This window comes from Micromonospora avicenniae (assembly GCF_900156065.1).
GTDB lineage: Bacteria > Actinomycetota > Actinomycetes > Mycobacteriales > Micromonosporaceae > Micromonospora > Micromonospora avicenniae.
The window spans coordinates 161,526-187,901 of sequence record NZ_FTNF01000006.1 but is presented as its reverse complement, the minus strand read 5'-3'; the positions used below and the strand labels follow the sequence as shown (position 1 = coordinate 187,901).

The 26,376-nt window shown below is 72.2% G+C and carries 19 protein-coding genes and 1 pseudogene; 7 read left to right on the top strand and 13 right to left on the bottom strand.

The genetic code is table 11. The features are described from left to right. Nucleotides 1-30 precede the first annotated feature (30 nt). Entirely contained in the window at nt 31-780 is a 750-nt protein-coding gene (locus BXA10_RS12315) for a tyrosine-protein phosphatase (protein ID WP_076470450.1), read from the top strand. 84 nt (nt 781-864) lie between these two features. On the opposite strand, the pseudogene BXA10_RS31465 reads toward BXA10_RS12315, so the two are convergent. After that, a pseudogene (locus BXA10_RS31465) lies at nt 865-1,607 on the bottom strand (IS5 family transposase); the annotation flags it as partial. A gap of 413 nt (nt 1,608-2,020) precedes the next feature. Beyond that, a complete protein-coding gene (locus BXA10_RS12300) occupies nt 2,021-2,584 on the bottom strand; it encodes a TetR/AcrR family transcriptional regulator (protein ID WP_076470449.1) in 564 nt (187 codons plus the stop codon). Nucleotides 2,585-2,730: 146 nt separating this feature from the next. Here BXA10_RS12300 and BXA10_RS12295 point away from each other — a divergent pair, with 146 nt between their 5' ends. Both BXA10_RS12295 and BXA10_RS12290 read left to right on the top strand, forming a co-directional pair. After that, nucleotides 2,731-3,480, top strand: a complete 750-nt coding sequence (locus BXA10_RS12295) for an SDR family NAD(P)-dependent oxidoreductase (protein WP_076470448.1) — start codon at nt 2,731-2,733, stop codon at nt 3,478-3,480. A gap of 65 nt (nt 3,481-3,545) precedes the next feature. Next, nucleotides 3,546-4,412 carry an oxidoreductase gene (locus BXA10_RS12290; protein ID WP_076470447.1) on the top strand — a complete coding sequence of 289 codons (867 nt, stop codon included), beginning with the start codon at nt 3,546-3,548 and terminating at the stop codon, nt 4,410-4,412. Between the two features lie 62 nt (nt 4,413-4,474). On the opposite strand, the gene BXA10_RS12285 is transcribed toward BXA10_RS12290, so the two are convergent. Further along, entirely contained in the window at nt 4,475-5,572 is a 1,098-nt protein-coding gene (locus BXA10_RS12285) for a branched-chain amino acid aminotransferase (protein ID WP_076470446.1), read from the bottom strand. Between the two features lie 276 nt (nt 5,573-5,848). Then, nucleotides 5,849-6,880, bottom strand: coding sequence for a 3-isopropylmalate dehydrogenase (locus BXA10_RS12280; protein WP_076470445.1), 1,032 nt, complete (start codon nt 6,878-6,880; stop codon nt 5,849-5,851). Nucleotides 6,881-7,103: 223 nt separating this feature from the next. On the opposite strand from BXA10_RS12280, the gene BXA10_RS12275 reads away from it, so the two are divergent. After that, nucleotides 7,104-7,949 carry an FAD:protein FMN transferase gene (locus tag BXA10_RS12275; protein ID WP_076470444.1) on the top strand — a complete coding sequence of 282 codons (846 nt, stop codon included), beginning with the start codon at nt 7,104-7,106 and terminating at the stop codon, nt 7,947-7,949. 314 nt (nt 7,950-8,263) lie between these two features. Then, nucleotides 8,264-8,620 (top strand): hypothetical protein, encoded by a 357-nt coding sequence (locus BXA10_RS12270; RefSeq protein ID WP_175649185.1) that lies wholly within the window; start codon nt 8,264-8,266, stop codon nt 8,618-8,620. A gap of 176 nt (nt 8,621-8,796) precedes the next feature. On the opposite strand, the gene serA is transcribed toward BXA10_RS12270, so the two are convergent. From serA to BXA10_RS12245, 5 genes are all read right to left on the bottom strand, one after another. After that, nucleotides 8,797-10,395, bottom strand: a complete 1,599-nt coding sequence (gene serA, locus BXA10_RS12265) for a phosphoglycerate dehydrogenase (RefSeq protein WP_076470442.1) — start codon at nt 10,393-10,395, stop codon at nt 8,797-8,799. Between the two features lie 392 nt (nt 10,396-10,787). Further along, the gene (gene ilvC, locus BXA10_RS12260) at nt 10,788-11,801 is read right to left on the bottom strand and encodes a ketol-acid reductoisomerase (protein WP_076470441.1); all 1,014 of its coding nucleotides are present in this window, start codon (nt 11,799-11,801) and stop codon (nt 10,788-10,790) included. A gap of 101 nt (nt 11,802-11,902) precedes the next feature. Then, complete coding sequence (gene ilvN / locus BXA10_RS12255; protein WP_076470440.1) at nt 11,903-12,418, bottom strand: acetolactate synthase small subunit; 516 nt, start codon at nt 12,416-12,418, stop codon at nt 11,903-11,905. Between the two features lie 27 nt (nt 12,419-12,445). After that, complete coding sequence (locus BXA10_RS12250; protein WP_076470439.1) at nt 12,446-14,326, bottom strand: acetolactate synthase large subunit; 1,881 nt, start codon at nt 14,324-14,326, stop codon at nt 12,446-12,448. 184 nt (nt 14,327-14,510) lie between these two features. After that, nucleotides 14,511-16,952, bottom strand: a complete 2,442-nt coding sequence (locus BXA10_RS12245; RefSeq protein ID WP_139337968.1) for a putative bifunctional diguanylate cyclase/phosphodiesterase — start codon at nt 16,950-16,952, stop codon at nt 14,511-14,513. Nucleotides 16,953-17,062: 110 nt separating this feature from the next. On the opposite strand from BXA10_RS12245, the gene ilvD reads away from it, so the two are divergent. Further along, the gene (gene ilvD, locus BXA10_RS12240; protein WP_076470576.1) at nt 17,063-18,910 is read left to right on the top strand and encodes a dihydroxy-acid dehydratase; all 1,848 of its coding nucleotides are present in this window, start codon (nt 17,063-17,065) and stop codon (nt 18,908-18,910) included. 54 nt (nt 18,911-18,964) lie between these two features. Here the strand turns inward: ilvD and BXA10_RS12235 are convergent, their stop codons facing one another. From BXA10_RS12235 to BXA10_RS12220, 4 genes are all read right to left on the bottom strand, one after another. After that, entirely contained in the window at nt 18,965-20,656 is a 1,692-nt protein-coding gene (locus tag BXA10_RS12235; RefSeq protein WP_076470438.1) for a SulP family inorganic anion transporter, read from the bottom strand. After that, nucleotides 20,653-20,991 carry an ArsR/SmtB family transcription factor gene (locus BXA10_RS12230; protein WP_076470437.1) on the bottom strand — a complete coding sequence of 113 codons (339 nt, stop codon included), beginning with the start codon at nt 20,989-20,991 and terminating at the stop codon, nt 20,653-20,655. The genes BXA10_RS12235 and BXA10_RS12230 overlap by 4 nt, the downstream gene beginning before the upstream one ends. Nucleotides 20,992-21,097: 106 nt before the next feature. Beyond that, on the bottom strand, nt 21,098-23,539 hold the full coding sequence (locus BXA10_RS12225) for a glycoside hydrolase family 2 protein (protein ID WP_084752651.1): 2,442 nt from the start codon (nt 23,537-23,539) through the stop codon (nt 21,098-21,100). Nucleotides 23,540-23,596: 57 nt separating this feature from the next. After that, entirely contained in the window at nt 23,597-25,783 is a 2,187-nt protein-coding gene (locus BXA10_RS12220) for a bifunctional diguanylate cyclase/phosphodiesterase (protein ID WP_076470435.1), read from the bottom strand. 214 nt (nt 25,784-25,997) lie between these two features. Between BXA10_RS12220 and BXA10_RS12215 the strand changes: the two genes are divergently transcribed. Continuing rightward, on the top strand, nt 25,998-26,375 hold the full coding sequence (locus BXA10_RS12215) for a PH domain-containing protein (protein ID WP_076470434.1): 378 nt from the start codon (nt 25,998-26,000) through the stop codon (nt 26,373-26,375). The last annotated feature ends 1 nt before the right edge of the window (nt 26,376 follow it).

The window sequence follows — 26,376 nt, the reverse complement described above, 5'->3', positions numbered from 1 at the left end:
CGGTGGGGTTCCACCCCGCCGGCCGGTACCGTGTCAGGCGTGGACGCCACCGAGGTCGATCGACACATCCCGTTCGGCACCATCTTCAACTTCCGCGATGTCGGCGGCTACGCCGGCCACGACGGACGCACCGTACGCCGGGGGCGGCTCTACCGCTCGGACTCGCTGCACCGGCTCGACGAGAACGACCGGGAGGCGTTCACCGCCCTCGGCATCCGGACGGTGATCGACCTGCGCCGTCCGTACGAGGTGGAGCGTGACGGCCGGGTGCCGGACTGGCCGGGCCTCGCCTACCGGCACATCCACCCGGAGCACGCGGAGTGGGGGAACGTGCCGCAGGAGCCGGGCACGAGCCTGGCGCGCTACCTGGCCGACCGTTATGCCGACCTGGCCCAGACGGGCACGGCCGGGCTGGCCGAGGCGCTCGGGCTGATCGCCGACGCCACCAACGCGCCCGCCGTGGTCCACTGCGTGGCCGGCAAGGACCGCACCGGCGTCGTCTGCGGACTGACCCTGGCCGTGCTCGGCGTCGCCGACGACGAGATCGCCGCGGACTACGCGTTGAGCAGCGCGGCGTCCGAACGGTTCAGCGCCTGGGTGGCCGCCACCACGCCGGACGCCGAGGAGCTGCCACCGCCGTTCCTGGCCTCGCCGTCCGACGCGATGCTGCTCTTCCTCTCCGAGCTGCGGGACGGGTACGGCTCGATCGAGGGCTACCTGCGGCACGCCGGGGTCACCGACGCCCAGCTCGTCGCGCTCCGCGAACACCTGTTGGAGTGACGTGCCGGTCCATGTGCCGGGGCCGACGTCGAAGGGTCCCTCCCGCGCCGAAGGCGTCGGGAAGGGGCTCTTCGCTTAGAACTCCTAACTCAATGAGATGCGGAGCCTGCGCCAGCAGATGATGGCGCAGGCCAGGCTGAGGAACGCTCGTGGATGTAGTCGCGAACCTCCCAGCGGATGCGTAGGCGTCGGAACCAGTGCAACAGGGCGATGGTCTGTTCCACGACCCAGCGGCGGGTCCCGAGTCCGGACCCGTATGGGCTACCACGACGCGGAATGGCCGGGTAGATGCGCTTGCCCCGCAACGCCTGACGGTGCGCTTCGGAGTCGTACGCCCGGTCCGCGAACAGATTCAGCGGCCTGCGTAGCGGCCGTCCCCGCTTGCCGCGGATCGGTGGGACGGCGTCGGTCAAGGGCAGCAACTGGGTGACGTCGTGGCGGTTGCCGCCGGTCAGCGTGACGGCGAGAGGAATACCGGCCGCGTCGGTGATGACGTGGTGCTTCGAGCCCAGTTTGCGGCGGTCGACCGGGCTCGGACCGGTTTTGGGCCGCCCTTGAGCGCCCGGACGTGGGAGCTGTCGACCACCGCCCTGGACAGATCCAGGTGGTCGGCGGCCCGTAACCGAGCCAGGAGTATCTCGTGCAGTCGGGTCCACACGCCGGCGTCGTTCCAATCGCGTAGCCGCCGCCAGCAGGTCATACCTGATCCGAAGCCCAACTCCTGCGGGGAGGACCTCCCACGGGATCGCGGTGTAGAGCACGAACCGGATCCCGCAGAACACCTTGCGGTCGTCGAGGGGCTTACGCCCGGGATGCCGGGTCCGTCGTGCGCCGTCGACTCGGCGCGGTCCCGACCGAATCCCAACTCCCGTAGGAACCGGCCCGCCACAGGCTCTACACGCAGATCCTCGTATAGCACCATCCAGTACTTACAACCGGACGGCATCTGCACGTGAGGGTTTGTGGATCTATCGGTGTTTCCGCGGTGGCCGTTCCCATGCCCGCACACCACGTCCGCCGGCCAGCCACCGAGAAGATCAGATCACGAAGTACGGCTGCCCTACTACGCAACGTTAGCCTGCGCCCTGGAACATCGGCAGGATCACCGCAGCAGCCCCCGTACTTCTGCACTTCGACCGCAACCGCCAACCTGATCACCCAACGCCACGACCCGTTACGCGGAAAGGCTCAGTAGTCAGCCCCTTGCTCGGAATGGCTCATTATCCTGCAATTCAAGGCTTCAGGGCACCGTCAGGGCGCGTACCGCCTCGACCACCGCCCGTCGGCGCACTGCGGCCCCCTGGGTGCGGTCGGCGAGCATGGTGATCTCGGGCGGCTTCACCGCCCACATGGACGCCAAGGTCAGGACGGCGAGCAGCATGGTCGGGGCGTCCAGGCGAGAGCTGATCTGGCCCTGCTCCTGAGCGGTGGTGATCGCCTCCACCTTGGCCGCGCTGGACGTGCTGACCGTCTCCAGTTGCGCGTCCTCCCCCCGTTCCAGCGAATACCAGCGGGACAGGCGCGCGGCGGCGGGGTTGGCCAGGTACCAGTCGTGCAGGCGTCCGGCGTACTCCGGAAGATCGGCTGCGGTGAAGGGGACCTGCCGCATGGTCTCGAGCACGTAGTCCGCGAAGACCGCGTCGAACAGTTCGTCCTTGCTGCCGAAGTGGGTGTAGACCAGGCCCTTGCTCACCCCGGCCTGTGCCGCAATGCGTTCCACGCGCGCTCCAGCGATGCCTCGCTCGCCGAATTCCTCGGCGGCGGCCCCGAGGAGCTTGTCGCGGCTGATCCGTGAGCTGTTCATCGCCCCATCCTACCGGTGACTGACCGGTCAGTAGACGATGACCGGCCCACCGGAGTACGGTCGCCGACGGTGACTGACTGGTCATTAACTCCTGAGGATCCAGTCATTACTACCCAAGACCATTCATAGCGCAGGAAGATGGAATAATGGGAGAGTTGATTTTCGCCGGCAACGTGGCCCTGGTCACCGGCGCCGGCACTGGAATAGGCGCGGCCATCGCCGAGCTGCTCGCCCAACGCGGTGCCAAGGTCGCGTTGCTCGGGCGCCGGGAGGCACCGCTGCGGGCGGTGGCCGACGGCATCGGCGCGAACGGCGGCGAGGCGCTCGTACTGCCCACCGACGTCACCGACCCGGAGGCGCTGCGGCGCGCGGTGCAGGCGACCGTCGACCGGTTCGGCGGGCTGCACCACGCAGTCAACAACGCTGGCGTCTCCAGCGAGAACCACGACCTGCCGGACCTGCCCGTCGACGTCTGGGACAGCACGCTGGCGGCCAACCTGTCGTCGCTGTACTACTCCATGAAGGCCGAACTGCCGGCGATCGCCGCGTGCGGCGGCGGTGCGGTCGTCAACGTCTCGAGCGTGTTCGCCGACCGGGGGCTGCCACAGCGAGCCGCGTACTCGGCAAGCAAGCATGGCTCGCGGGGCCTGACCCGCTCGGCGGCGCGCGACTGGGCGGCCCGCAACATCCGGATCAACGAGCTGCAACCGGGCGTGATCGACACACCCATGCTCGACGCCGGCGAAGGCGAGGTCGAGCACATCGCCGCCAACATCCCCGCCAAGCGCCTCGGCGCCCCTCGGGAGATCGCGACCGCGGTCGCCTTCCTCCTCAGCGACGACGCGTCATACGTCACGGGGGCCCACCTCGCGGTCGACGGCGGCTTCCTCGCCTGACGCACCCTGCGCTTCCCCCACCTTGCGGCCCTGCCGCACAACCTCCACGAAAGGCACCACCACTCATGTCTGCGAAGGTCTGGCTCATCACCGGTTCCTCCCGCGGCTTCGGCCGCTCGCTCGCCGAAGCGGTCATCGCCGACGGCGACAGGCTCGTCGCGACCGCCCGGCGTGCGAGCGACGTCGCCGACCTCGTCGAGAAGGGGCAGGGCCGGGTCATCGGCGTCGCCCTGGACGTCACGGACGACGACGCCGCGAAGGCCGCCGTCCAGGCCGCCGTCGACGCCTTCGGCCGCGTCGACGTCGTGGTCAACAACGCGGGGTATGGCACCCTCGGCTCGATCGAGGAGACGCCAGCGGACGTGTTCCGGGCGCAGATCGAGACGAACCTGTTCGGCGTGATCAACGTGACCCGGGCCGCGATCCCCGTGTTCCGCAAGCAGCGTTCGGGGCACTTCATCCAGTTCTCCACCATCGGCGGACGACGGGCGCCCGGCTACGGGTTGGCCGCGTACGGCACGTCGAAGTTCGGCGTGGAGGGCTTCTCGGAAGCCCTCGCTGCCGAGGTGAAGCCCTTCGGCGTACGGGTCACGATCATCGAGCCGGGCGGCTTCCGCACCGACTGGGCCGGATCGTCGATGGCCGCCATCGAGCCCGGTGAGGACTACCGCTCCACAGTGGGCTACATGATCTCGCACCTGAAGGAAGGCGGACCGCTCAACGGTGACCCGACCAAGGGCGCCAACGTCATCGTGCAGGTCGCGCGGATGCCGGAGCCGCCGCTGCGGCTGCCGCTGGGCTCGGACGCCGTGCAACTCATCCGCGCCGCCGACGAGGCCAAGATCGCCGAGATCGACCGTTGGCGCGAACTGAGCGTCTCCACCGACGCCGAGGACGCCGTGCACCGCGACCTGAGCGGCCATAACAACTGACCGCCGTTTCCCGGGGTGGGTGTCAAGGTCCGACCCGACCCCGGGAGAGCGACCGCGTCCCTTTAGAACAGACGGGTGACCCAGCCGTGGGGGTCGGGGGCGTCTCCGCGCTGGATGTCGACCAGCTGCTGACGCAGCGCCATGGTGACCCGGCCCGGCTCACCGCCGCCGATCAGGAACTCCCCGGCCGGCGACTTCACCTGCCCGATCGGGGTGACGACCGCGGCGGTGCCGCAGGCGAAGACCTCCCGCAACCGGCCGCTCTCCGCGTCCGCCTGCCAGTCTTCAAAGCTGACGGGACGCTCCTGGACCCGGTGTCCCGACTCGGCGGCGAGCGTGAGCACCGACTCCCGGATGATGCCGGGCAGGATCGTGCCGGTCAGCGGCGGCGTGACCACGCTGCCGTCGTCGTAGACGAAGAAGACGTTCATGCCGCCCAGCTCGTCGACGTAGCGGCGTTCCACCGCGTCGAGGAAGACCACCTGGTCACAGCCGTGCTCGATCGCCTCCGCCTGGGCAACCAGCGAGGCGGCGTAGTTGCCGCCGCACTTCGCCGCACCGGTACCGCCCGGGGCGGCGCGGGTGTACTCCGGGGTGGCCCAGACCGAGACCGGCTTCACCCCGCCACTGAAGTACGCCCCGACGGGCGAGGCGATCGCCACGTAGAGGTACTCGTTGGCCGGGCGGACACCGAGGAAGACCTCGCTCGCGAACATGAACGGTCGCAGATAGAGGCTGCCGTCCGGGTCGGTCGGGATCCAGTCCCGGTCGATCTCGACGAGCCGGCGCAGCGAGTCGACGAACGTCTCCGGCGGCAGCACAGGCATCGCCATCCGCTGCGCGGAGACCCCGAAGCGGGCCGCGTTCGCCTCCGGACGGAACAGGTTCACCCCACCGTCGGCGGTGCGGTACGCCTTCATCCCCTCGAAGATCTCCTGCGCGTAGTGCAGCACCGCGGCGGCCGGGTCCATCGGGATCGGCGCACGCGCCTCGACCCGGGCGTCGTACCAGCCCTTGCCGTCGGCGTACCGGATGGTCACCATGTGGTCGGTGAAGATCCGACCGAAGCCCGGATTGACCAGCAGGGCGGCCCGATCCGCGGCGGATACCGGTGCGGGATTCGGACGGATCTCGAAGTCGAGCTTGTCACCACCGCTCATCGCGCTGACCTCCCTACCGGACAACGACATGCGCGATCGCATGCCGACGAACTGGTGCCCAGAAACTTACCCCGAACGTTCGTTCAGGGGGAAGCGCCGCCCGGCTCGCCAGGCAGCGCCGAAAGAACGGTACCGGTGACCGGCGGAGACGTTGCACGCGCGCTCCACGTCGGGCGCCGGTACCGCCGGGCCGGGATCGCCGTACTCGCGTGACGGCACCCGGTCGGTAACGTCGGCTGATGCCGCAGTCAGCCGGTCGTCCTCGCCGCCACGGGTTCAGCCGGCGGCGAGGCTCGCGAGCCGGTCGCCCACCTCCGCCGTGCCCACGGGTACGCCCGGTGCACGGTTGGCCAGTTCGATGGCGACGGCGGCGGTGACCCGGTTCGCGGCGTCGGTGTGCCCGAGCTGGTCGAGCAGGAGGGCTGCGGAGAGAACTGCGGCAACCGGGTCGGCCACTCCCTGGCCGGCGATGTCCGGCGCGGAACCGTGCACCGGTTCGAACATCGACGGGTACCGCCCCTCCGGGTTGATGCACCCGCTGGCGGCCAACCCGATGCCGCCGGTGACGGCGCCCGCGATGTCGGTGAGGATGTCCCCGAAGAGGTTGTCGGTGACGACCACGTCGTAGCGCTGCGGTTGGGTGACCAGGAACATCGCCGCGGCGTCGACGTGCTGGTATTCGGTGGTGACGTCGGGGTGCTCGGCGGCGACCGCCTCGAACGTGCGCGACCAGAGCGAGCCGGCATGACTGAGGACGTTGGTCTTGTGCACGAGGGTGACCTTGCGCCGCTCGCGGCGCCCGGCCCGGGCGAACGCGTCGCGGATCACCCGCTCCACGCCGTGCCGGGTGTTCAGGCTCTCCTCGGTGGCGACCTCGGCGGGGGTGTCGCGGTGCAGCGTCCCGCCGGCTCCGGCGTAGAGCCCCTCGGTGCCCTCACGCACCACGACGAGGTCGACCTCCCCGGGCTTGACGCCGGCCAGCGGGCCGGGCACGCCCGGCCAGAGCCGGGACGGGCGGAGGTTCACGTACTGGTCGAAGGCGAACCGGAGCTTGAGCAGCAGGCCGCGCTCCAGCACACCGGGAGGTACGGTCGGGTCACCGACCGCGCCGAGCAGAATCGCGTCGTGCTGCGCCAGCTCGGCCAGGACCGAGTCCGGCAGCACCTCGCCGGTGCGGTGCCAGCGGGCGGCGCCGAGGTCGTACTCGGTGGCCTGCACACCGGGGAGCACCGCGTCGAGGACCTTGCGGGCCTGCGCGACCACCTCGGGACCGATTCCGTCCCCGGCCACCACCGCGATCCGTGCCACGCCTGCGCTCCTCTGCTCGCCGTTTGCGCCCACGGTACGCCGGCGTCCCGCTACCCGGTACACGGTGCCCATATCTTAAGACGATGTCGACGCACAGGACCCTCCCAGCTGCGTTTCATGAAGCAGTCATCTTGGCTGCCTAGCCTGTCTCTGGGTGGGTCAAGGGGGGCCCACGCCGGTGGTCGCGTCGACGCGGCCGCCACTCCCGAGGGGGCGAATCGCCATGCGCATCGACGAGCAGCCGAGGACCCGCTGGCCCGACCCGGCCACCTTCCGGCACCGCCGGCCCGACCTGCGGCTCGGCAGCCCCGCGCACCGCGTCGACCGGGCCCGCGCCGTGACGCCGGACCGGATCGCGGTGCAGCACCACGTCCGTACGACCACCGCCGAGTACACGCTGCTGCTCAACGCGCCCACCTGGCTGGGTCGGCGGGGCGTCGGCGAGGCGTTGCGGGACGCGGTCGCCGAGCTGCGCGCCATCGACCTCACCTACGGCCCGACCCGACCGGACAGCCTCGTCTCCCGGCTGCGCCGGGGCGAGATCAGCCCCGAGTCGTACGCCCCGCTCGCCGACCTGGTGGACAGGTGCGCCGCGATGCGCGCGGCGACCGACGGATGGTTCGACGCGTGGGCGGTCCCCGGCGGTTTCGACCCCGGCGGCCTGCTCGGCGGTTGGGCGGTGGAGCGCGCCGCCGCCCGGCTGCGGGCCAACGGTGTCCACGACTATGCGGTGGTCTGCGGCGCCGACCTGGTGGTACGCGGACACGCTGCGCATGGCGGCCCGTGGCGGATCGCCGTGCACCACCCGATCGAGCACGACCGCCCGCCGCTGGTACTGGAGATGACGGCGGGCGCGATCGGCACGTCCGGGGTGAGCGGGCGGCAGGGGCACGTCGTCGACCCGCACACCGGGCAGCCCGCCGACCAGCTGCTCGCCGCGACCGTGGTGGGCCCGGACCTCACGGTGGCCGACGCGTACGCGACAGCGCTCTACGCCGCCGGCCCGGCCGGGCTGGCCTGGTTCAAGGGCAACTCGGACTATCGGGCGCTCTCCGCCCAGCGTCGTTGACGACCTGCGGGTGCGGACCGGCGATCGGCCCCCACGCCCGCGGCAACGGCCGTGGGGGCCGGTCAGCGACGAGTGCGCGTGGCTCGCGCATTCGAGGGGTGCGGGCCGGTCGGGCCGGGGTCGACCGCGCCACCCGAAGACGGGTCGACGTCGCGGTGCTCGGCCGGTGACCGCACGGGTACGCTAGCGAATCGACGCAACTCGACGCAAGAGTCTCCACAGCGGACCGTCCTGGCAGGATGACGGCAACCCGACGGCTGGCCTGCGGCGGGGCAGTTTCGACACGGTGAACGATGAATGGCACTCTGTCCGCCGTGAGTTTCGATCTGAGCGTGTGGGCCCTGGCGGACGGGGCGACGCCCGAGGACGTACGAGCAGCGGTGCATCGGTGCCGGCAGGGAGAACACGCCGAGCGCCAGCCGGATCCCCGCGTGGTCGGCTTCTACCGTGCGATCACCGCCACCTATCCGGATCGGCCCCCGAGGCCCGGCACCCCGTGGGAGGTCGCGCCACTGCACGCGATGGCCGACCACATCGAGATGAACCTGAACCCGGCCTGCGAGGACCAGGTGCTGCTCGACATCGAGCGGCTCGCCGGTCAGTACGGGCTCATGCTCTTCGACGCGCAGGACGGCTCGGTCTACCCGCCGCCCGCCCGCCTGTCCAACTGATCGAGGCAGGCAACGGGACTGGCGAGGCCGCTGAACGCCCCTGGTGCCTCGGCCGGCGCTGTACTCGTCGGCCTGCCTCGCCCTGCTGCCGACCTCGCCGGCTTCGGCACCGGCGAGCGGCCGGTACGCCAAAGGGCCCGGCAGATCTGCCGGGCCCCCGTCGTGCTGCGTTCAGCTCATTCGTCGCGCAGGTCCGCGGCGCTCGCCGCGGTCGCGCCGATCGACTCGGCGGCGGAGGTGAGCAGGTCGGCGCCGAGCGCCTGGTCGACGGTGAGCGTCATCAGCGTCTCGCCACCGGCCTCGCGACGCGCCACCTGCATCGCGGCGATGTTGACGCCGGCCTCGCCGAGCAGCGTACCCACGGTGCCGACCACGCCCGGCCGGTCGGCGTAGCGGAGGAAGACCAGGATGCCCTCCGCACCGATCTCCACGTCGAAACCGTCCACCTCGGTCAGCTTGATGACGTCCCGGGGGCCGGCGCTGGTCACCGTCCCGGAGACGCTGACCGTCCGGCCGTCGGGCAGCGCGCCGCGCACGGTGACGAGGTTCGGGTGCTCGACCGTCTCGGCCTGGGTGGCCAGGGTGACCTCGACGCCACGCTCGGCCGCCAGGTGCGGCGCGTTGACGTAGGTCACCTGCTCCTCGACCACCGAGCTGAACAGCCCCTTGGTGGCGGCGAGCTTGAGCACCGAGACGTCGTGGTCGACGACCTCACCGCGTACCTCGACGGTCACGCTGGCGGCGATCCCGCCGGCGACCGCGGTGAACGCCCGCCCGAGCTTCTCGGCCAGCGGCAGCAACGGGCGTACGTCCTCGGCGACCACGCCACCGGCCTGCACGTTCACCGCGTCCGGCACGAACTCGCCCTGCAGCGCCAGCTTGACGCTCTTCGCCACGGCCAGGCCGGCCTTGTCCTGCGCCTCGTGGGTGGACGCGCCCAGGTGCGGGGTGGCGACCACGTTGTCGAACGCGAACAGCGGCGACGAGGTGCACGGCTCCTTCGAGTAGACGTCCACGCCCGCGCCGCCGACCCGCCCCTCGGCGATCGCGTCGGCGAGGGCCTGCTCGTCGACGAGACCACCGCGGGCGGCGTTGACGATGCGCACGCCCGGCTTGACGATGGCCAGTTCCTTCTCACCGATCAGACCGACCGTCTCAGGCGTCTTCGGCAGGTGGATGGAGATGAAGTCGCTCTCCCGCAGCAGCTCCTCCAAGCCGACCAGGCGGACGCCGAGCTGCGCGGCGCGAGCCGGCTGGATGTACGGGTCGTACGCGATGAGCCGGGTGCCGAAGGCGGCGATGCGCTGCGCGAAGAGCACGCCGATGCGGCCGAGGCCGACGACGCCGACGGTCTTGCCCTGGATCTCGACACCTGTGTACTTCGACCGCTTCCACTCCCCCGCCTTCAGCGCGGCGCTGGCGCTCGCGGTGTTGCGGGCGACGGCGAGCAGCAGTGCGACGGCCTGTTCTGCGGCGGAGACGATGTTGGAGGTGGGCGCGTTGACGACCATGACGCCGCGCGCGGTGGCGGCCGGCACCTCGACGTTGTCCAGCCCCACGCCGGCGCGGGCGACCACCTTGAGCCGCGGCGCGGCGGCGATCGCCTCGGCGTCGATCTGGGTGGCGCTGCGCACGATGACGGCGTCGGCGTCGGCGAGGGCGGAGAGCAGCGCGTGGCGGTCGGTGCCGTCGACGTGGCGGACGTCGAAGTCGTGCGCGAGCACCTCGATGGCGGCGGGGGCGAGTTCTTCGGCGATCAGTACGACAGGATTCATCGGTCCTCGTAGCTGTAGTCAGAGCGGTCGGCCGGGCTGTCGGACGCCGCACTGCGCCCTGCGCCGAACCGGATCATGGCCGTCAGGTGCCGGCTTCGCGCACCTATGAGCGATGGTAGGGGGCGCACTGCCCGGCGTGTCCGGGACATCGGGGTGAGCGCCCTCACACGGTGTTGTCGCGGAGTTGATTCCCCGTTAACCGGGCGCCGGCCCGCCGCTCGACGGCGACGTGACCGGCGGCGACGTGGGGGGGGCAGGTCCGGACGGAGCGTCTCCTCGCACGGTCCCGCCCGGCGAAAGCCGACGGCCCCGGCGTGGCACCGGGGAGAGCGCCACGTCGGGGCCGTCGATGGGCTGACCGGGCCTACGTCCCGGGCGGCCGGTGAAGGAACTCAGGCGGTCTCGGTGATCGGCCGGTCGACCCAGCTCATCATGCCGCGCAGCTTCCGCCCGGTCTCCTCGATGGGGTGCGCCGCGCCCTCGGCCCGCCACTTGGCGAAGTTCGGGCGGCCCGCGTCGTCCTCGGCGATCCACTCGCGGGCGAACTCGCCGGACTGGATCTCGGAGAGGATCTTGCGCATCTCATCCTTGACCCGGCTGTCGATGACGCGCGGGCCACGGGAGTAGTCGCCGTACTCGGCGGTGTCGGAGACGCTGTAGCGCATCCGCTCGATGCCGCCCTCGTACATCAGGTCGACGATGAGCTTCAGCTCGTGCAGGCACTCGAAGTAGGCGATCTCGGGCGCGTAGCCGGCCTCGGTGAGCACCTCGAACCCGCTCTGCACCAGCGCGGTCGCACCGCCGCAGAGCACCGCCTGCTCACCGAAGAGGTCGGTCTCGGTCTCCTCGGTGAAGGTGGTCCGGATGGCGCCGGCGCGGGTACCGCCGATGCCCTTGGCGTACGCCAGCGCCAGGGCGAAGGCGCCGCCGGAGGCGTCCTGCTCGACGGCGACCAGCACCGGCACGCCCTTGCCGTCGACGTACTGGCGGCGGACCAGGTGACCCGGGCCCTTCGGGGCGACCATCGCCACGTCGACGTCGGCCGGCGGCTCGATGAAGCCGTAGCGGATGTTGAAGCCGTGGCCGAACAGCAGCGCCTTACCCGGAGCCAGGTTCGGGGCGATCGCCTCGGCGTACAGGCTGCGCTGCACGGTGTCCGGCGCGAGCACCATGATCACGTCGGCCTCGGCGGCCGCCTCGGCCGGGGTGACCACCCGCAGGCCCTGCTCCTCCGCCTTCGGCCGGCTCTTCGAGCCCGCCGGCAGACCGATCACGACGTCGACACCCGAGTCGCGCAGCGACAGCGCGTGCGCGTGGCCCTGGCTGCCGTAGCCGATGACGGCGACCTTCTTGGCCTGGATCAGGCCCAGGTCGGCGTCGTCGTCGTAGTACACCTGAACGCTCATGGAACTTTCCCTTTCGTACGGCGGCCCGGGCGGCCCGTCGTGGTTGTGCGGATGTGTCAGGCAGCCCGCGGGGCCGGCCCCGGTGCCGACCCGCAGGTTGGTCAGGCGGCGCGCAGGGCCGGGCCGGCGGTGATGGAACGGGAACCACGCCCGATCGCCACCAGTCCGGACTGCACCATCTCCTTGATGCCGAAGGGTTCGAGGTCGCGCAGCAGCGCGTCCAGCTTGTCCGGGGTACCGGTGGCCTCGATCGTCAGCGTGTCCGCCGCGACGTCGACCACCCGGGCCCGGAAGAGGTTCACCGTGTCCAGCACCTGCCCGCGGACCGACCGGTCCGCGCGGACCTTGACCAGCAGCAACTCCCGGGCCACCGAGACCTGCGGGTCGAGCTCCACGATCTTGAGCACGTTGACCAACTTGTTGAGCTGCTTGGTGACCTGCTCCAGCGGGGACGAGTCCGCGTTGACCACGATGGTGATCCGGGAGACGTCCGGGTTCTCGGTCTCGCCGACCGCCAGGCTGTCGATGTTGAAGCCGCGCCGGGAGAAGAGCCCCGACACCCGGGCCAGGACGCCCGGCTTGTTCTCCACGAGCACGCTCAGCGTGTGCGTCGTCATGCCGTGACCTCGCTTCGCTCACTCATGTCAGATGTCATCCTCGTCGAAGGCCGGGCGAACGCCGCGGGCGAACATGATCTCGTCGTTGCTCGTGCCGGCGGCCACCATCGGCCACACCATCGCGTCCTTGCCGACCACGAAGTCGATGACCACGGGGGCGTCGTTGATCTCCATGGCGGCCGCGATGGTCTTGTCGACGTCCTCGGCGGTCTCACAACGCAGGCCGACGCAGCCGAGCGCCTCGGCCAGCTTCACGAAGTCGGGGATGCGGTGCTTGTGCGTGCCGAGGTCGGTGTTGGAGTAACGCTCCCCATAGAAGAGCGTCTGCCACTGGCGGACCATCCCGAGATTGCCGTTGTTGATCACGGCGATCTTTACCGGGATGCCCTCCAGGGCGCAGGTCGCCAGCTCCTGGTTGGTCATCTGGAAGCAGCCGTCGCCGTCGATCGCCCACACCACCGTGTCCGGCTTGCCGACCTTCGCACCCATCGCCGCCGGCACCGCGTAGCCCATCGTGCCGAGGCCGCCGGAGTTCAACCAGGTGTACGGCTTCTCGTACGAGATGAACTGTGAGGCCCACATCTGGTGTTGGCCGACACCGGCGACGTAGATCGCGTCCCGGCCGACGATCTCGCCGATCCGCTTGATGACGTACTGCGGGGAGAGCGTGCCGTCGGCCGGGTCGTCGTACCCCAGCGGGTAACGCCTGCGCAGGTCGTCGAGCTGGTTCCACCAGTCGCCGAGGTCCGTCGTGGGGCCGGCCGCCCGCTCGGCGGTGACCGCGGCGATCAGCTCGTCGATCACGTGCCGCGCGTCGCCGACGATCGGCACGTCCGCGTGGCGGTTCTTGCCGATCTCCGCCGGGTCGATGTCGGCGTGCACCACTGTCGCGTCGGGCGCGAACGAGTCCAGCCGGCCGGTGACCCGGTCGTCGAAGCGGGCGCCGAGCGCCACGATCAGATCGGCCTTCTGCAATCCGTAGACGGCGGCGACCGTGCCGTGCATGCCGGGCATACCCAGGTGCTGCGGGTGCGAGTCGGGGAACGCGCCGAGCGCCATCAGCGTGGTCACCACCGGGATGCCGGTCAGCTCGGCGAGCTGCCGCAGCCCGTCGGTGGCGCCGGCCTTGAGCACCCCGCCACCGACGTAGAGCACCGGCCGGCGGGCGCTCGCCATCAAACGCGCCGCCTCGCGGATCTGCTTGCCGTGCGGGTGCAGGGTCGGCCGGTAGCCGGGCAGGTCGAGCGTCGGCGGCCAGGTGAAGGTGGTGGCGGCCTGGAGCACGTCCTTCGGGATGTCGACCAGCACCGGGCCGGGCCGGCCGGTGCTCGCCAGGTGGAACGCCTCGGCCAGCACCTGCGGGATCTCGGCGGCTTCCTGCACCAGGAAGTTGTGCTTGGTGATCGGCAGGGTGATGCCCTGGATGTCCGCCTCCTGGAAGGCGTCCGTGCCGATCGCGGGACGGGCGACCTGGCCGGTGATGGCGACCACCGGCACCGAGTCCATGTACGCGTCGGCGATCGGCGTGACCAGGTTGGTCGCGCCCGGGCCGGAGGTGGCCATGCAGACGCCGACCCGACCGGTCGCCTGCGCGTAGCCGGTGGCGGCGTGCCCGGCGCCCTGCTCGTGACGGACGAGGATGTGCCGGACGGCGGAGTCGTAGAGCGGGTCGTACGCCGGCAGGATCGAGCCGCCCGGGATGCCGAAGACGACGTCGACGCCGAGCGCCTCGAGGGACCGCACGAGGGAGCCGGCCCCGGAGACCTGGGCCGGGGCGGGTGTCCGTACCGCCGGAGCGGCCGGAGCGGCGACGGTCCGGGCAGCGGGATCGGTGTCGGTGGCCGGCGCGGCGGCCGCGCGGGCTCGGCGTGCGGAGTGGGCGAGTGTCTCTGGCGTGGGTCTCGTCATGGCGGTTCGGGCCTTCGGCTGGAGTGGGTGCGGCAGTTGTTGCGGATGGAACGCGGGCGGGCCCGTCGATCGGGCCGACGGCAATAAAAACGGCCCACGTGCAGATGCACGGGGCCAGCGCACTCTCGACCAGGGAGAGTGCGCTCAGATAAGTACTCGCAGCGACCAGTGAGACGACATGCGCTCAAGCCTGACGCATCTCACGCGATGAGTCAACTGATCCCACATGTTGGTTCACCGGTGTCGGCGAGTCGGTCCGCGGCGCGCCCGCGACACCCGGTGTGAGCTGCCCGGACGCGCGCTGCGGAAGGCGCGACGGAGGCGGCATCGGCGGCCGGGCGCCGGCATCCACTCCGCCGCCGGCGTGACCCGGCGACCGGGCGCCCGACGAGGCGCCCGCCGGCCTTGCCCCCGGCGAGGTGGCTGCCTCGAGCATCACCTCCAGGTGTTCGGCCGGTACGCCCCAGCCGCAGAGCGCCCCCTGGCCGAACCGGCAGCCCGCGGCGACCACCGCGGCCAGTTCGGTGGGCGTGGTGACGCCCTCGGCGATCACCTCCAGGCCGAGCTGATGGCCGAGGCGCATGACGATGTCGACCATCGGCGCGAAGGCCGGCCCGTCCCGCCCCTCGGGGCGGACCGGCTCGTGCTCGGCCACCAGGCCATGGTCGATCTTGAGAATGTCGATCGGCAGCCGGCGCAGCTGCCCCAGCGAGGAGTAACCGGCACCGAAGTCGTCCAGGGCGATCCGCACCCCGGTCCGGCGCAGCGCGGTCAGCCGCCGGATCAGCTCGTCCAGGTCGGTGGCGACCGCGTGCTCGGTCACCTCCAGCACCAGGCGCTGCGGCGGGACACCGTGCAGGCGCAGCGCGTCGGCGACCAGCACCACGTACTCCGGGTCGTGCAGCTCACGGGGCGAGACGTTCACCGAGACCCACACGTCGTGCCCGCCGGCGAGCCAGCGGGAGAGCTGGTGACACGCCTCGTTGAGCACCCACGCACCGAGCTTGGCGATCATGCCGCACTCCTCGGCGAGCGGGATGAACTCGTCCGGGCGCACGTTGCCCAGCTCCGGGTGACGCCAGCGCAGCAGCGCCTCGGCGCCGACCGGGCGTACCGACGGCAGCGAGGCGACCGGTTGGAAGACCAGCCGCAGCTCGTCGCGCTCGATCGCGCCGCGCAGTTCGTGCTCCAGCGTCGTCCGGCGACGCAGCAGTTGGTCGTACGCGACGTCGTAGCGTTCGATCCGGCTCTTCCCGCGCTGCTTTGCGTAGCGCAGCGCCAGGTCGGCGTGGCGCAGCAACAACTCCACGTCGGGCTCTCCGTCCCAACCGGCCACCCCGATGCTGACGGAGAGGAAGAGCGGCCCAGCCGTCTGCTCGTAGGCCCGGCCGAGCACCGCCAGCAGCCGCTCGGCGACGCGGTCCGCCTCCTCCGGGCGGCCGGACAGCAGTATCGCGAACTCGTCACCGCCCAACCGGGCCGCCACGTCGCCGGGGCCGAGGGTCTCCCGCAGCCGGCGCCCCACCTCGGCGAGCACCGCGTCACCCACGTCGTGCCCGCGCATGTCGTTGACGTGCTTGAAGCCGTCCAGGTCGAGGCCGAGCAGCACGCACGGATCGCCCGCCGCGACGCGGTGGTGCACCGCTCGCAGCAGCCCACGCCGGTTGGCCAACCCGGTCAACGCGTCGGTGTGCGCCAGCTCCCGGAAGTGCGCCTCGCGCTCGGCCAGGCGCTCCGCGTACGCCCGCACGTCCCGCATCGCCAGGTACTGGCGGGCCACCAGCGCGAATCCCTCGACGGCGCAGACCCCGACCGTGAGCGGTGTGAACCGGCCGCCCTGGGCGAGGTGATAGGTCGCCGACACGGTCATGGCGAACATCGGAATGAACCCGTTCTCACCGCTACGGTCAGTGCCGTCCGACTCGACCCGACCCCGGGGATCGACCCGCAGCGCCGACAGCGCCACGGCGAGCAGACCGACCGACGACAGCCCCGCACCGGTCAGCACCATCCCCTGCCCGGACTGGGCGAGCCCGACGGCGACGCCGAGCCCACCAGCGGTCACGGTGGCGATGGCCGCGGCGAGGACGGCCAGGGGGCCGCGGGTGGCGACGCCCCGGCAGACGGCGACCGGGCCGATCCCGGCGGTCAGCGCCGCGGCCGCCGTGGCGATCAGGACCGGGGCGTGGCCCGTCGGGGTGGCGTCGCCGAGCAGCCGGGTCGGCTCGCTGACGAGCACCCAGCCGACGAACCAGACGGCGGCGGCCATCATCAGCCCGTCGAGGACGAGCCGCAGTGTCACCACCGGGGAGGTCATCACCCCGGGCAGCCGGAACAGCCCGACCAGGAAGATCAGCCCGCTCGCGGCCGTGGCGACCGAGACGACGACCGTCCAGCCGGTGCGCTGCCCCTGCTCCTGCGCCCAGTGCGGCACCGCGGCGAGCGCCGCGCCGAGCCCGCTCACGAGGCCGACCAGGGCGATCCCGGCGGCCACCCCGAGCAGCACGAGCGCCGGCCGGTGCGGACCCGTACGCCGCCGGAGACCGACCGTGAGCAGCGCGGTCGCCGAGGCGGCGACCAGCCAGCTCAACGCCGCGGGGACGGCCATGCCCGGGGGAAGCTGCACGCAGTTACTGTGCCGGATGAGCGCTCTCCGTGGGGTCCCGGATGTGCATCTGTTGGGACACGGCGTACACGCGCGGGGGTCCTCGCCGGCCCGGTGCCAGACTGGTGTACATGCCTGAGCTGCGGTCGAAGACCTCCACGCACGGTCGGACGATGGCCGGCGCCCGGGCCCTCTGGCGGGCCACCGGGATGACCGACGACGATTTCGGCAAGCCGATCGTCGCCATCGCCAACAGTTTCACCCAGTTCGTACCGGGCCACGTACACCTCAAGGAGCTAGGCGGCCTGGTCGCCGACGCGGTGGCCGAGGCCGGTGGCGTGGGACGGGAGTTCAACACCATCGCGGTCGACGACGGCATCGCGATGGGCCACGGCGGCATGCTCTACTCGCTGCCCAGCCGGGAGCTCATCGCCGACGCGGTGGAGTACATGGTCAACGCGCACTGCGCGGACGCACTGGTCTGCATCTCCAACTGCGACAAGATCACCCCGGGCATGCTGCTCGCCGCGCTCCGACTCAACATCCCCACCGTGTTCGTCTCCGGCGGGCCGATGGAGGCCGGCAAGACGGTAGCGATCGAGGGGGTCGTGCACAGCAAGATCGACCTGATCGACGCGATGATCGCCTCGTCGAACGAGGCGGTCACCGACGACCAGCTCGGCGCCATCGAACGCTCGGCCTGCCCGACCTGCGGCTCCTGCTCCGGCATGTTCACCGCCAACTCGATGAACTGCCTCACGGAGGCCATCGGGCTCGCGCTGCCCGGCAACGGCTCGACGCTGGCCACCCACGCCGCACGCCGGTCGCTCTTCGTGGACGCCGGGCGTACGGTCGTCGAGGTCGCCAAGCGATGGTACGAGCAGGACGACGCCTCGGTGCTGCCCCGCTCGATCGCCTCCCGGCCGGCGTTCGAGAACGCGGTCGCGCTCGATGTGGCGATGGGCGGCTCGACGAACACGGTGCTGCACCTGCTCGCCGCCGCCCGGGAGGCCGAACTGGACTTCGGCGTCGCCGACATCGACGCCATCTCCCGCCGGGTGCCCTGCCTGGCGAAGGTCGCCCCGAACTCGCCCCAGTACCACATGGAGGACGTGCACCGCGCCGGCGGAATCCCGGCGATCCTCGGTGAGCTGGACCGAGGTGGCCTGCTCCACCGGGACGTGCACTCCGTGCACTCCCCCTCGCTCGGGCAGTGGCTCGCCGAATGGGACGTCCGGGGTGGCTCGGCCCGACCGGAGGCGGTGGAACTGTTCCACGCCGCACCGGGCGGGGTCCGCACCACCGAACCGTTCTCCACCACCAACCGCTGGTCGTCCCTGGACACCGACGCGACGGGTGGCTGCATCCGGGACGTGGCGCACGCGTACTCGGCCGACGGCGGCCTGGCCATCCTGCACGGAAACCTCGCGCCGGACGGCTGTGTGGTGAAGACGGCGGGTGTGCCCGAGGAGTGCCTGACCTTCCGCGGCCCCGCGAAGGTCTTCGAGTCGCAGGACGACGCCGTCGAGGCCATCCTCGACAAGCGCATCCTCGCCGGCGACGTCGTCGTGATCCGGTACGAGGGCCCGAAGGGCGGCCCCGGCATGCAGGAGATGCTCTACCCCACCTCGTTCCTCAAGGGCCGGGGGCTCGGCCGGGCCTGCGCGCTGCTCACCGACGGCCGGTTCTCCGGCGGCACCTCCGGGCTCTCCATCGGGCACGTCTCCCCCGAGGCGGCCTCCGGCGGGCTGATCGCGCTGGTCCGCGACGGCGACGAGGTCGTGATCGACATCCCGGGCCGCTCGATCGAGTTGAACGTGCCGGAGGACGTGCTCCAGGCCCGCCGGGTCGCCGAGGAGAAGCGCGACCGTCCGTACACCCCCACCGATCGGCAGCGGCCCGTCTCGGCCGCGCTGCGGGCGTACGCCTCGATGGCCACCTCGGCCAGCGACGGCGCGTACCGCCGCGTCCCGGAGTAGACCGCCCGGCCCCCTGCCGTCTCGTCGGACGGCAGGGGATGGTCGCCTCCGGCCTCAGTGAGCGACGGCGGGCGCGGACCGCTGGAGCACGCCGAGCGCGACGGTCCGGGCATGCCGGATCGCGCTCGGCGTGTCCGGAAAGACCAGGCCGTCGCGTCGTAGCTGCTCGGCGACGCCGAGAGTGGTGAGCACCTGGTCGTGGCCGGGCGCGATACCGGAGAGCAGCACTGTGATCCCTCGGCGTTGCAGTCGTAGGACGGCGTCGCCGAGGACCTGCGCGCCGGTCGCGTCGATGGTGGACACCCGGGACATCCGCAGGATGACCACGCGGACGTCGGCGACGTCGGAGAGCTGGAGCAGGAAGTTGTGCGCCGCGGCGAAGAAGAGCGGGCCGTCCAGCCGGTACGCCACGATGTGATCGGCGAGCAGCGCGTGCTCCTCGTCGCTGTGCTCGCCCCGGTCGAGCGGCACCTGTTCCACGCGGGCCGTACGAGCCACCGCGCGCAGCGCGATGAGGACCGCCACGCCCACCCCGACGGCGACCGCGGTGACCAGGTCGAGCGCCACGGTCACGGCGAAGGTGAGCACGAGCACCAGGGCGTCGCCACGGGTCGCTCGGGCCAGCGCCCGCAGCGAGCCGGCCTCGACCATCCGGACGGTGGTGGCGAGCAGGACGCCGGCCAGCGCCGCGAGCGGAATCCGTCCCACCACCGGCGAGGCGACCAGCACGATCACGGCGAGCGCGACGGCGTGCGTGAGGGCCGCGAGTTTCGAGCGGGCGCCGGCCCGTACGTTCACGGCCGTACGAGCGATCGCGGCGGTGGCCGGTATCCCGCCGAACAGGGGGGAGGCCAGATTGGCCAGGCCTTGACCGAAGAGCTCCCGGTCCGGATCGTGGCGCTCACCGACGGTCATCCCGTCGGCCACTGTCGCGCTGAGCAGGCTCTCCAGCGCGGCCAGCGCCGCCACCGCGAGCGCGGACGGCAGCAGCATCCCGACGCTGCCCAGGTCGAAGAAGTCCAGTGCGGGTGCGGGCAGCCCGCTGGGCAGGGCACCGATCCGGGCCAGGTCGACCGGCAGGAGCTCAGCCAGCCCGGTGGCAGCGGCGACGGCGACGAGGGAGAACGGCCAGCCGGGCCGCCACCGGGCGCCGGCCAGCATCACGGCCGCGACGGCGAGCGCCACGAGGAGCGGGACGGGGTGCGGTCGGTCGGCGAAGCGGGCCACCGCGTCGGCGGCGACAGCCCACACCCGCTCGCCGTGCGCGTCGGCGACGCCGAGCGCCGCCGGCACCTGTTGCAACGCGATCACCACGGCGATGCCGGCGGTGAAACCCTCGATCACGGGCACCGGGAGGTAGCGCACGTTCCGGCCGAGCCGAGCCGCGGCCAGCACGATCAGCACGAGGCCGGCCAGCGCACCGACCATCAGCACGCCGGTCGCGCCGAAGCGCTGCACCACCGGCACCAGGACCACGGTCATCGCTCCGGTGGGGCCGGAGACCTGGAGGTTGGAACCACCGAAGATGGCCGCCACCGCTCCGGCGATCACGGCGGTGACCAGCCCGGCCTCCGCGCCGAGGCCGGAGGTGACCCCGAAGGCCAGGGCGAGCGGGAGGGCCACCACCGCCACGGTCAGTCCGGCGAGCAGATCGCGGCCGGGCGAGCGCCGGGCCGCCGCCCAGTCGGCGCGCTGCGGGAACAGACCGAGGAGGCGATCGCGGATCGCCAGGACCGCGCCGCTCACCGGGTGGGCCGGTCGGTGCGCAGCTCGTCGAGGAGAGCGTCCCGGTCGGTGAGGACGGCGCCGAGGATGCGTCGCCCGGCGGCGAGCAGGTCGGCGACGTCCGGGGTGCTGAGCGCGTACATGACGAGCGGCCCGTCCCGCCAGGTGCTGACCATGCCGGCCCGGCGCAGCACCGCGAGCTGCTGAGAGAGGTTGGACGCCTCGACGTCGATCGCGGCCAGCAGGTCGCGTACCGCCTTCGGTCCGTCCTGGAGCAGCTCCAGCACCCGGATCCGCACCGGGTGCCCGAGCGTACGGAACAGCTCCGCCTTGGCCTGGTACAGCGGTACCGACATCCCACCCTCCTCCGTAAGCCCATGAAGACTTTAGCAGTTGCAAAAGCTTTCAAGTACGGGTGCTGGCGGGCCCCTCCCGCTCGGTTGAGCGGAGGGGCCCCGGCGCTCAGATGTCGTTCACGCAGCGCAGGACCGGCCGGCTCGTCAGGGCCGCCGGGTCCAGCGCCTGCGGGGCGCGGACGAGGAAGCTCGCCGACTCACCGGGCAGCAGGGTGACCAGGGCCTCGTCCACGCTCGCCGCGGGGTCGACCCGGTCCGGGAAGAGGGTGAGGTCGCGCAGCACCGTTCCGGCGGTGACCCGCACCCGCTGCCCGCCGTCGACCGGCTCGACCACCGCGTCCCACCGCGCCGCCGGCCACTCGATCTCCCGGTCCTCCGCGAAGAACCAGAACGCCCGCTCGACGCCCGCTCCCGCGTCGGCGACGAGCAGCTCCCGCCGGGCATCCTCCGGCCGCGCGAGCTCCGCCGGCACCGGCAGCGTCACCGTGCCGTACGCGGGGACGTCCAGTTCCACAGTCGCCTTCGCCCGCGGCTCGCCGGCCAGGCCCACCCGGTCCACCGACGCGGTGGCCCGCCACGGAGTACCGCCGTCGTTGACCGCGACCAGGACCAGTCCACCGTCGCGAGGCTGCACGGTGAGCAGCCGGTCGGCGTACGCGCGGCGCAACGCGTACCAGAGCGGCTTGCGCCGGCCGTCACCGTCGACAGCCGACCAGGAGGTGACCGGCCAGCAGTCGTTTAGCTGCCAGACGATCGTGCCCATGCAGACCGGACGCAGCGACCGGAAGTGCTCGACACCGAGCTGGATCGCGCGGGCCTGGTTGAGCTGGGTCAGGAAGTGCCAGTCGTCGAAGTCGCGGGGCACCGGCAGGTGCGCGTCCAGGCCGCGCTGGAGCTTGGCGTCGCCGCCGGCCGCCTTCTGGTGGTGCGCCATGCCCGGTGAGTCGGGAGCGAGCGGCTCGTCGGAGAGCGCGCGGCGCAGCGTGGCGTACGCGGGCGGCGCCTGGTAGCCGAACTCGGCCACGAAACGCGGCGTGTAGGCGCGGTACTTCGTGTAGTCGTCGGTGTTCCAGACGTCCCAGATGTGCGTGGTGCCGTGCGACGGATCGTTCGGGTGCAGGTCCTCCCGGCCGGACCACGGGCTACCCGGCCAGTACGGCCGGGTCGGGTCCAGCTCGGCCACCACACTGGGCAGCAGCTCCAGGTAGTAGCCGCGCCCCCAGGTGCGCCCGCCGAGCGGCTCCTGCCAGTCCCAGTCGTGCCAGCCCCAGATGTTCTCGTTGTTGCCGGTCCAGAGCACCAGCGACGGGTGCCCGGCCAACCGGGTGACCTGCTCCCGCGCCTCCGCCTCGACCTCGGTGCGGAACGGCTCCTCCTCCGGGTACGCGGCGCACGCGAAGAGGAAGTCCTGCTGCACCAGCAGCCCCAGCTCGTCGGCGAGGTCGTAGAAGTCCGCCGACTCGTACCGGCCGCCGCCCCACACGCGCAGCAGGTTGACGTTCGCCTCGATGGCCTGGGTGAAGCGCTCGGCGAGTCGATCGCGGGTGATCCGGGTCGGGAACGGGTCGTCGGGGATCCAGTTGACCCCGCGCACGAAGACGGGAACGTCGTTGACGTGCAGGGTGAACGCGGAGCCGTGCGCGTCCGGCGCGGTGTCCAGCCGCACCGCGCGGAAGCCGATCCGCCGGGACCAGCTGTCCAAAGTGGATACGGTCGGGCCGAGCAGGGTCACCGTCAGCGGGTACCGGGTCTGCTCGCCGTACCCGCGGGGCCACCAGCGGGCCGGCTCACTGACGGCGAGGGTGAGCACCGCCGTCTGTTGCCCCGCGGGGATCATCGCCTCGGCCGCCACGCCGGCCACCTCGGCGCGCACGGTCAGCGGATCGTCACCGGCCCGCTCCACCTCGACGTGCACCTCGACCCGGCCGTCGGCGCCGTCGAGGGTCACCAGCGGGCGTACGCTCGCCAGCCGCGCGGTCGACCAGGCGTGCAGCCCGATCTCCTGCCAGATGCCCGCCGTGACCAGGGTCGGACCCCAGTCCCAACCGAAGTTGCAGGCCATCTTCCGGATGAAGTGGAACGGCTCCGGGTAGGCGTTGGGCCGGTCGCCGAGCCGGTCCTGGTGCGCCTGCGCGTACCGGTAGGCGGAGTCGAACCGTACGGTCAGGGTGTTGTCCCCGGCCCGCAGCAGCGACCGGACGTCGAAGCGGTAGCCGCGGTGCATGTTCTCGGTGTGGCCGACCTCCACACCGTTGACGCTCAACGTGGCGACCGTGTCGAGGCCGGCGCAGACCAGGTCGACGCGGTCCTCGCCGTCCGGCTCGTGCCGGAAGGTGGTCTCGTAGACCCAGTCGGTACGCCCGATCCACGTCATCGTGCGCTCGTTGTCGTCGAGGAACGGGTCGGCGATCAGTCCGGCGTCGAGCAGGTCGGTGTGCACGCAGCCGGGCACCGTCGCCGGGATCTCCCGGTCGGCGACCTCCGACGGCACCTGCGGCCCGGGTACGGCCCGCAGCGTCCACCCTTCGTGCAGCGGTTGCTGGCTCACGATCTCACCGCGCTTTCCAAGATCTTCTCTGGACGGTCCAGGGTACGGCTGCGCCCGTCACCGGGACGCGGACGGGAACTCCTCGAAGTACGCCTCGACCCGTTCCGCCGTCGCGGGCCGGGCGAGCGCGAAGCCCTGCCCGTACCGGCAGCCCGCCCGCCGCGCCCCCCGCACCTGGGCGGCCGACTCCAGGTCCTCCGCCACGACCTCGAGCCCGAGCCGGTCGCCGACGTTCACCACCACGTCGATCAGGGGGCGCTGCGTGTCGGGCGCGGGATCGACCAGGGGAGCACCGACCTTCAACAGGTCGATGGGGAGCCGCCGCAGCTGCGCCAGCGATGCGTGCTCGGCGCGGAAGTCGTCCAGGGCGGTACGCACGCCGACGGAACGCAGACCCGCCAGCCGGGCCACCACCGTGGACAGCTCGACACCGATGCGTGGCTCGGACACCTCGACCACCAACTGCTCGGGCGGCACCCCGTACGCGGCGAGGACGGCCGCCGTACGCTGCACGAAGTCCGGCGTGGTCAGTTCCCCTGTGGTGACGTTGACGGCCATCCAGGGCTGCCGGCTGCTCGCCGTCCACTCGGCGACCTGCCGGCACGCCCGGTCCAGCACCCACCACTCCAGCTCCCCGGCGATGTCGAGGTCCGCGGCGACGGGGAACAGCTCGTCGGGCAGAACCGTACCGAGCACCGGGCTACGCCAGCGCAGGAACGCCTCGGTGCCGACCGGCCGGCGGTCGCCCAACCGCAGCACCGGCTGGTAGACCAGGTCGAGCTCGCCCCGGGCGACCGCACCCGGCAGTTCCCGTTCCAGATCGAGCCGGCGGACCAGCTGCTCCTCCAGGAACGCGTCGTACCACTCGACCCGGTCCCGGCCGAGCTGGACCGCCCGCCGGCGGGCGAGGTCGGCCTGGCGTAGCACGTCCTGCGGCGACTCGCCGCTGACCTCGGCCAGTCCGATGCTCGCCGGCACCCGGAACACCGCCCCGCCGAGCTGGTACGGCCGGGTGAGCGCGGCGAGCAGACGATCGCCCAGCGCGTACGCCAGCATCGGCCCCACCTCGGTGACGACCGCGAAACCGGCCTCGCCCACCTGCGCGAGCAGGTCCCGCCGGCCGACCACCGCGCGTGCGCGCCGCACCGCCTCGGCGAGCACGTCGGCCCGCAGCGCCCGCGGCGCCGTGTCGCCGTCCGGCAGGTGCAGCTCCACGACCAGCAGCGCTCCGGCGGGCGGCGGGTTCCCGCCCAGCACGGTGAGGGCCCGCAGCAGGGCGGGCCCGTCGGCGAGCCCGTCGAGCATCGGCGGCACCGGGGCGGCCACGAGGGCCGCCGGCACAGCCGCGGTGGCCTGCGACGGCGACTCGCCGGCCGGGGCCGCCCGGAGCCAGGCCGGGGCGGAGGACAGCGGCGCGGGCTCGGCAGCCACCGCCCGGGCCGCGCCCGCGGCGACGAGCAGCATCCCCACCAGCAGCGGCGGCACGGCCAGCAGCAGCGGCCACGCCGCCACCGCCGGATCGAAGACGGCCAGCAGCACCAGCCCGAGCAGGGTGAGCGTCACACCGCCCCGGCAGGTGGCCGTACCGGGGCGGCGATGCACCCCGGTCAGCGCGGTGAGCCCGATGATGCCGAGCGCCCCCAGCAGCGCCGCCACGGCGAACCGGGCGGGTGCCGGCCCGGCGGCCCGGGGCAGCAACAGCCAACCGGCGAGGACCAGGGCGACCGCCGGGGTCCCCGCGTCGACGAGCCGGCGCAGCCGGACCCGGACCGGCGGCAACGAGCGCCCCGGCAGAGCGCGCAGGCCGAGTACGGCGGATGCCGCGGCCAGGACCGAGCCGGCGGCGGTAGCCACCCGGTGCTCCGGTCCCAGCAGCAGCGGCGCGGCCGTGGCCAGCCCGGCTGCCGTCACGGCGGCGTGGAGCAGCAGGACGGCGCGCCGGGCGGACGGGCGTCGGGTGCCGCGTACGTGCGCGTCGGCGGCGATGTTCGACGTCGAGGCGCTCTCGGGGGCACCCGTGGCCGGCAGGTGCGGGTCGGGCGGGGCCGGGAGCCGGATGGCGAGCCGGATGAGGCGTACCCCGGCGAGCGTGGCGCCGGCCCCGCCGGCGAGCGCGACCACCGTCGCCGCCGCAAGCAGGTGCACGGCACCCGCCAGGACGAGCGACGTGACCGCCGCGAGCACGGCGGCTGCGGGCGCCGCTCGGCGGAGGGCAGGGGCACGGAATGGGGCGGCGAGGGGCACGGCGGTCGCCTTCGTGAGGGGGCACGGGGGCGGTGCGGCGATGCTGGCAGCGGGCTTCGAGTCCGTTGCCCATTGTTCGGGAACGATCCGCCCCGGGCAGCGGTTACGCGTCCCGCACCGCCAGCAGCGGTGACCCACGTCACTCTGCCGGCCTCCGCGCGGTGTTACGCGGCCCGGCGGACAAGCGTCCCGCCGGAGGTGGGATCATCGGAGGGTGACCAAGCCCGCCACCGTCCGCTTCCGGTACAACCAGGCGCTCCTGGCCGCGGCGATCATCGCCGTCATCGGCGCCCTGCCGCTGGCCAACGCCCGGGTGTACCTGCTGCCGGTGCTGCTCGTCCCGCTCGCCGTCGGCGTTTGGGCATGGCGGGCGGGCACCGACGCGGACGCTCGCGAGCTGCGCGTGCGCGCGCTGGCCGGGCAGCGCCGGATCGCCTGGGACGATGTGGTCGAGCTGGCCACCGACCCGCGTGGGCGGGCGGTGGCCCGGCTCGGCGACGGTCAGCAGGTCGTCCTTCCCGCAGTACGCGGCACCGACCTGCCCCGCCTGGTCTCGGCCACCGGCCAGACCCTGCCCGACGCGGCCGGCTGAT

Coding starts and splice junctions, on each gene's coding strand:
- BXA10_RS12275 (WP_076470444.1), top strand. CDS start 7,104: ATGCGCATCGACGAGCAGCCGAGGACCCGCTGGCCCGACCCGGCCACC.
- BXA10_RS12285 (WP_076470446.1), bottom strand. CDS start 5,572: ATGAGCGGTGGTGACAAGCTCGACTTCGAGATCCGTCCGAATCCCGCA.
- BXA10_RS12250 (WP_076470439.1), bottom strand. CDS start 14,326: ATGACGAGACCCACGCCAGAGACACTCGCCCACTCCGCACGCCGAGCC.
- BXA10_RS12230 (WP_076470437.1), bottom strand. CDS start 20,991: ATGTCGGTACCGCTGTACCAGGCCAAGGCGGAGCTGTTCCGTACGCTC.
- serA (WP_076470442.1), bottom strand. CDS start 10,395: ATGAATCCTGTCGTACTGATCGCCGAAGAACTCGCCCCCGCCGCCATC.
- BXA10_RS12295 (WP_076470448.1), top strand. CDS start 2,731: ATGGGAGAGTTGATTTTCGCCGGCAACGTGGCCCTGGTCACCGGCGCC.
- BXA10_RS12290 (WP_076470447.1), top strand. CDS start 3,546: ATGTCTGCGAAGGTCTGGCTCATCACCGGTTCCTCCCGCGGCTTCGGC.
- BXA10_RS12300 (WP_076470449.1), bottom strand. CDS start 2,584: ATGAACAGCTCACGGATCAGCCGCGACAAGCTCCTCGGGGCCGCCGCC.
- ilvD (WP_076470576.1), top strand. CDS start 17,063: ATGCCTGAGCTGCGGTCGAAGACCTCCACGCACGGTCGGACGATGGCC.
- ilvN (WP_076470440.1), bottom strand. CDS start 12,418: ATGACGACGCACACGCTGAGCGTGCTCGTGGAGAACAAGCCGGGCGTC.
- ilvC (WP_076470441.1), bottom strand. CDS start 11,801: ATGAGCGTTCAGGTGTACTACGACGACGACGCCGACCTGGGCCTGATC.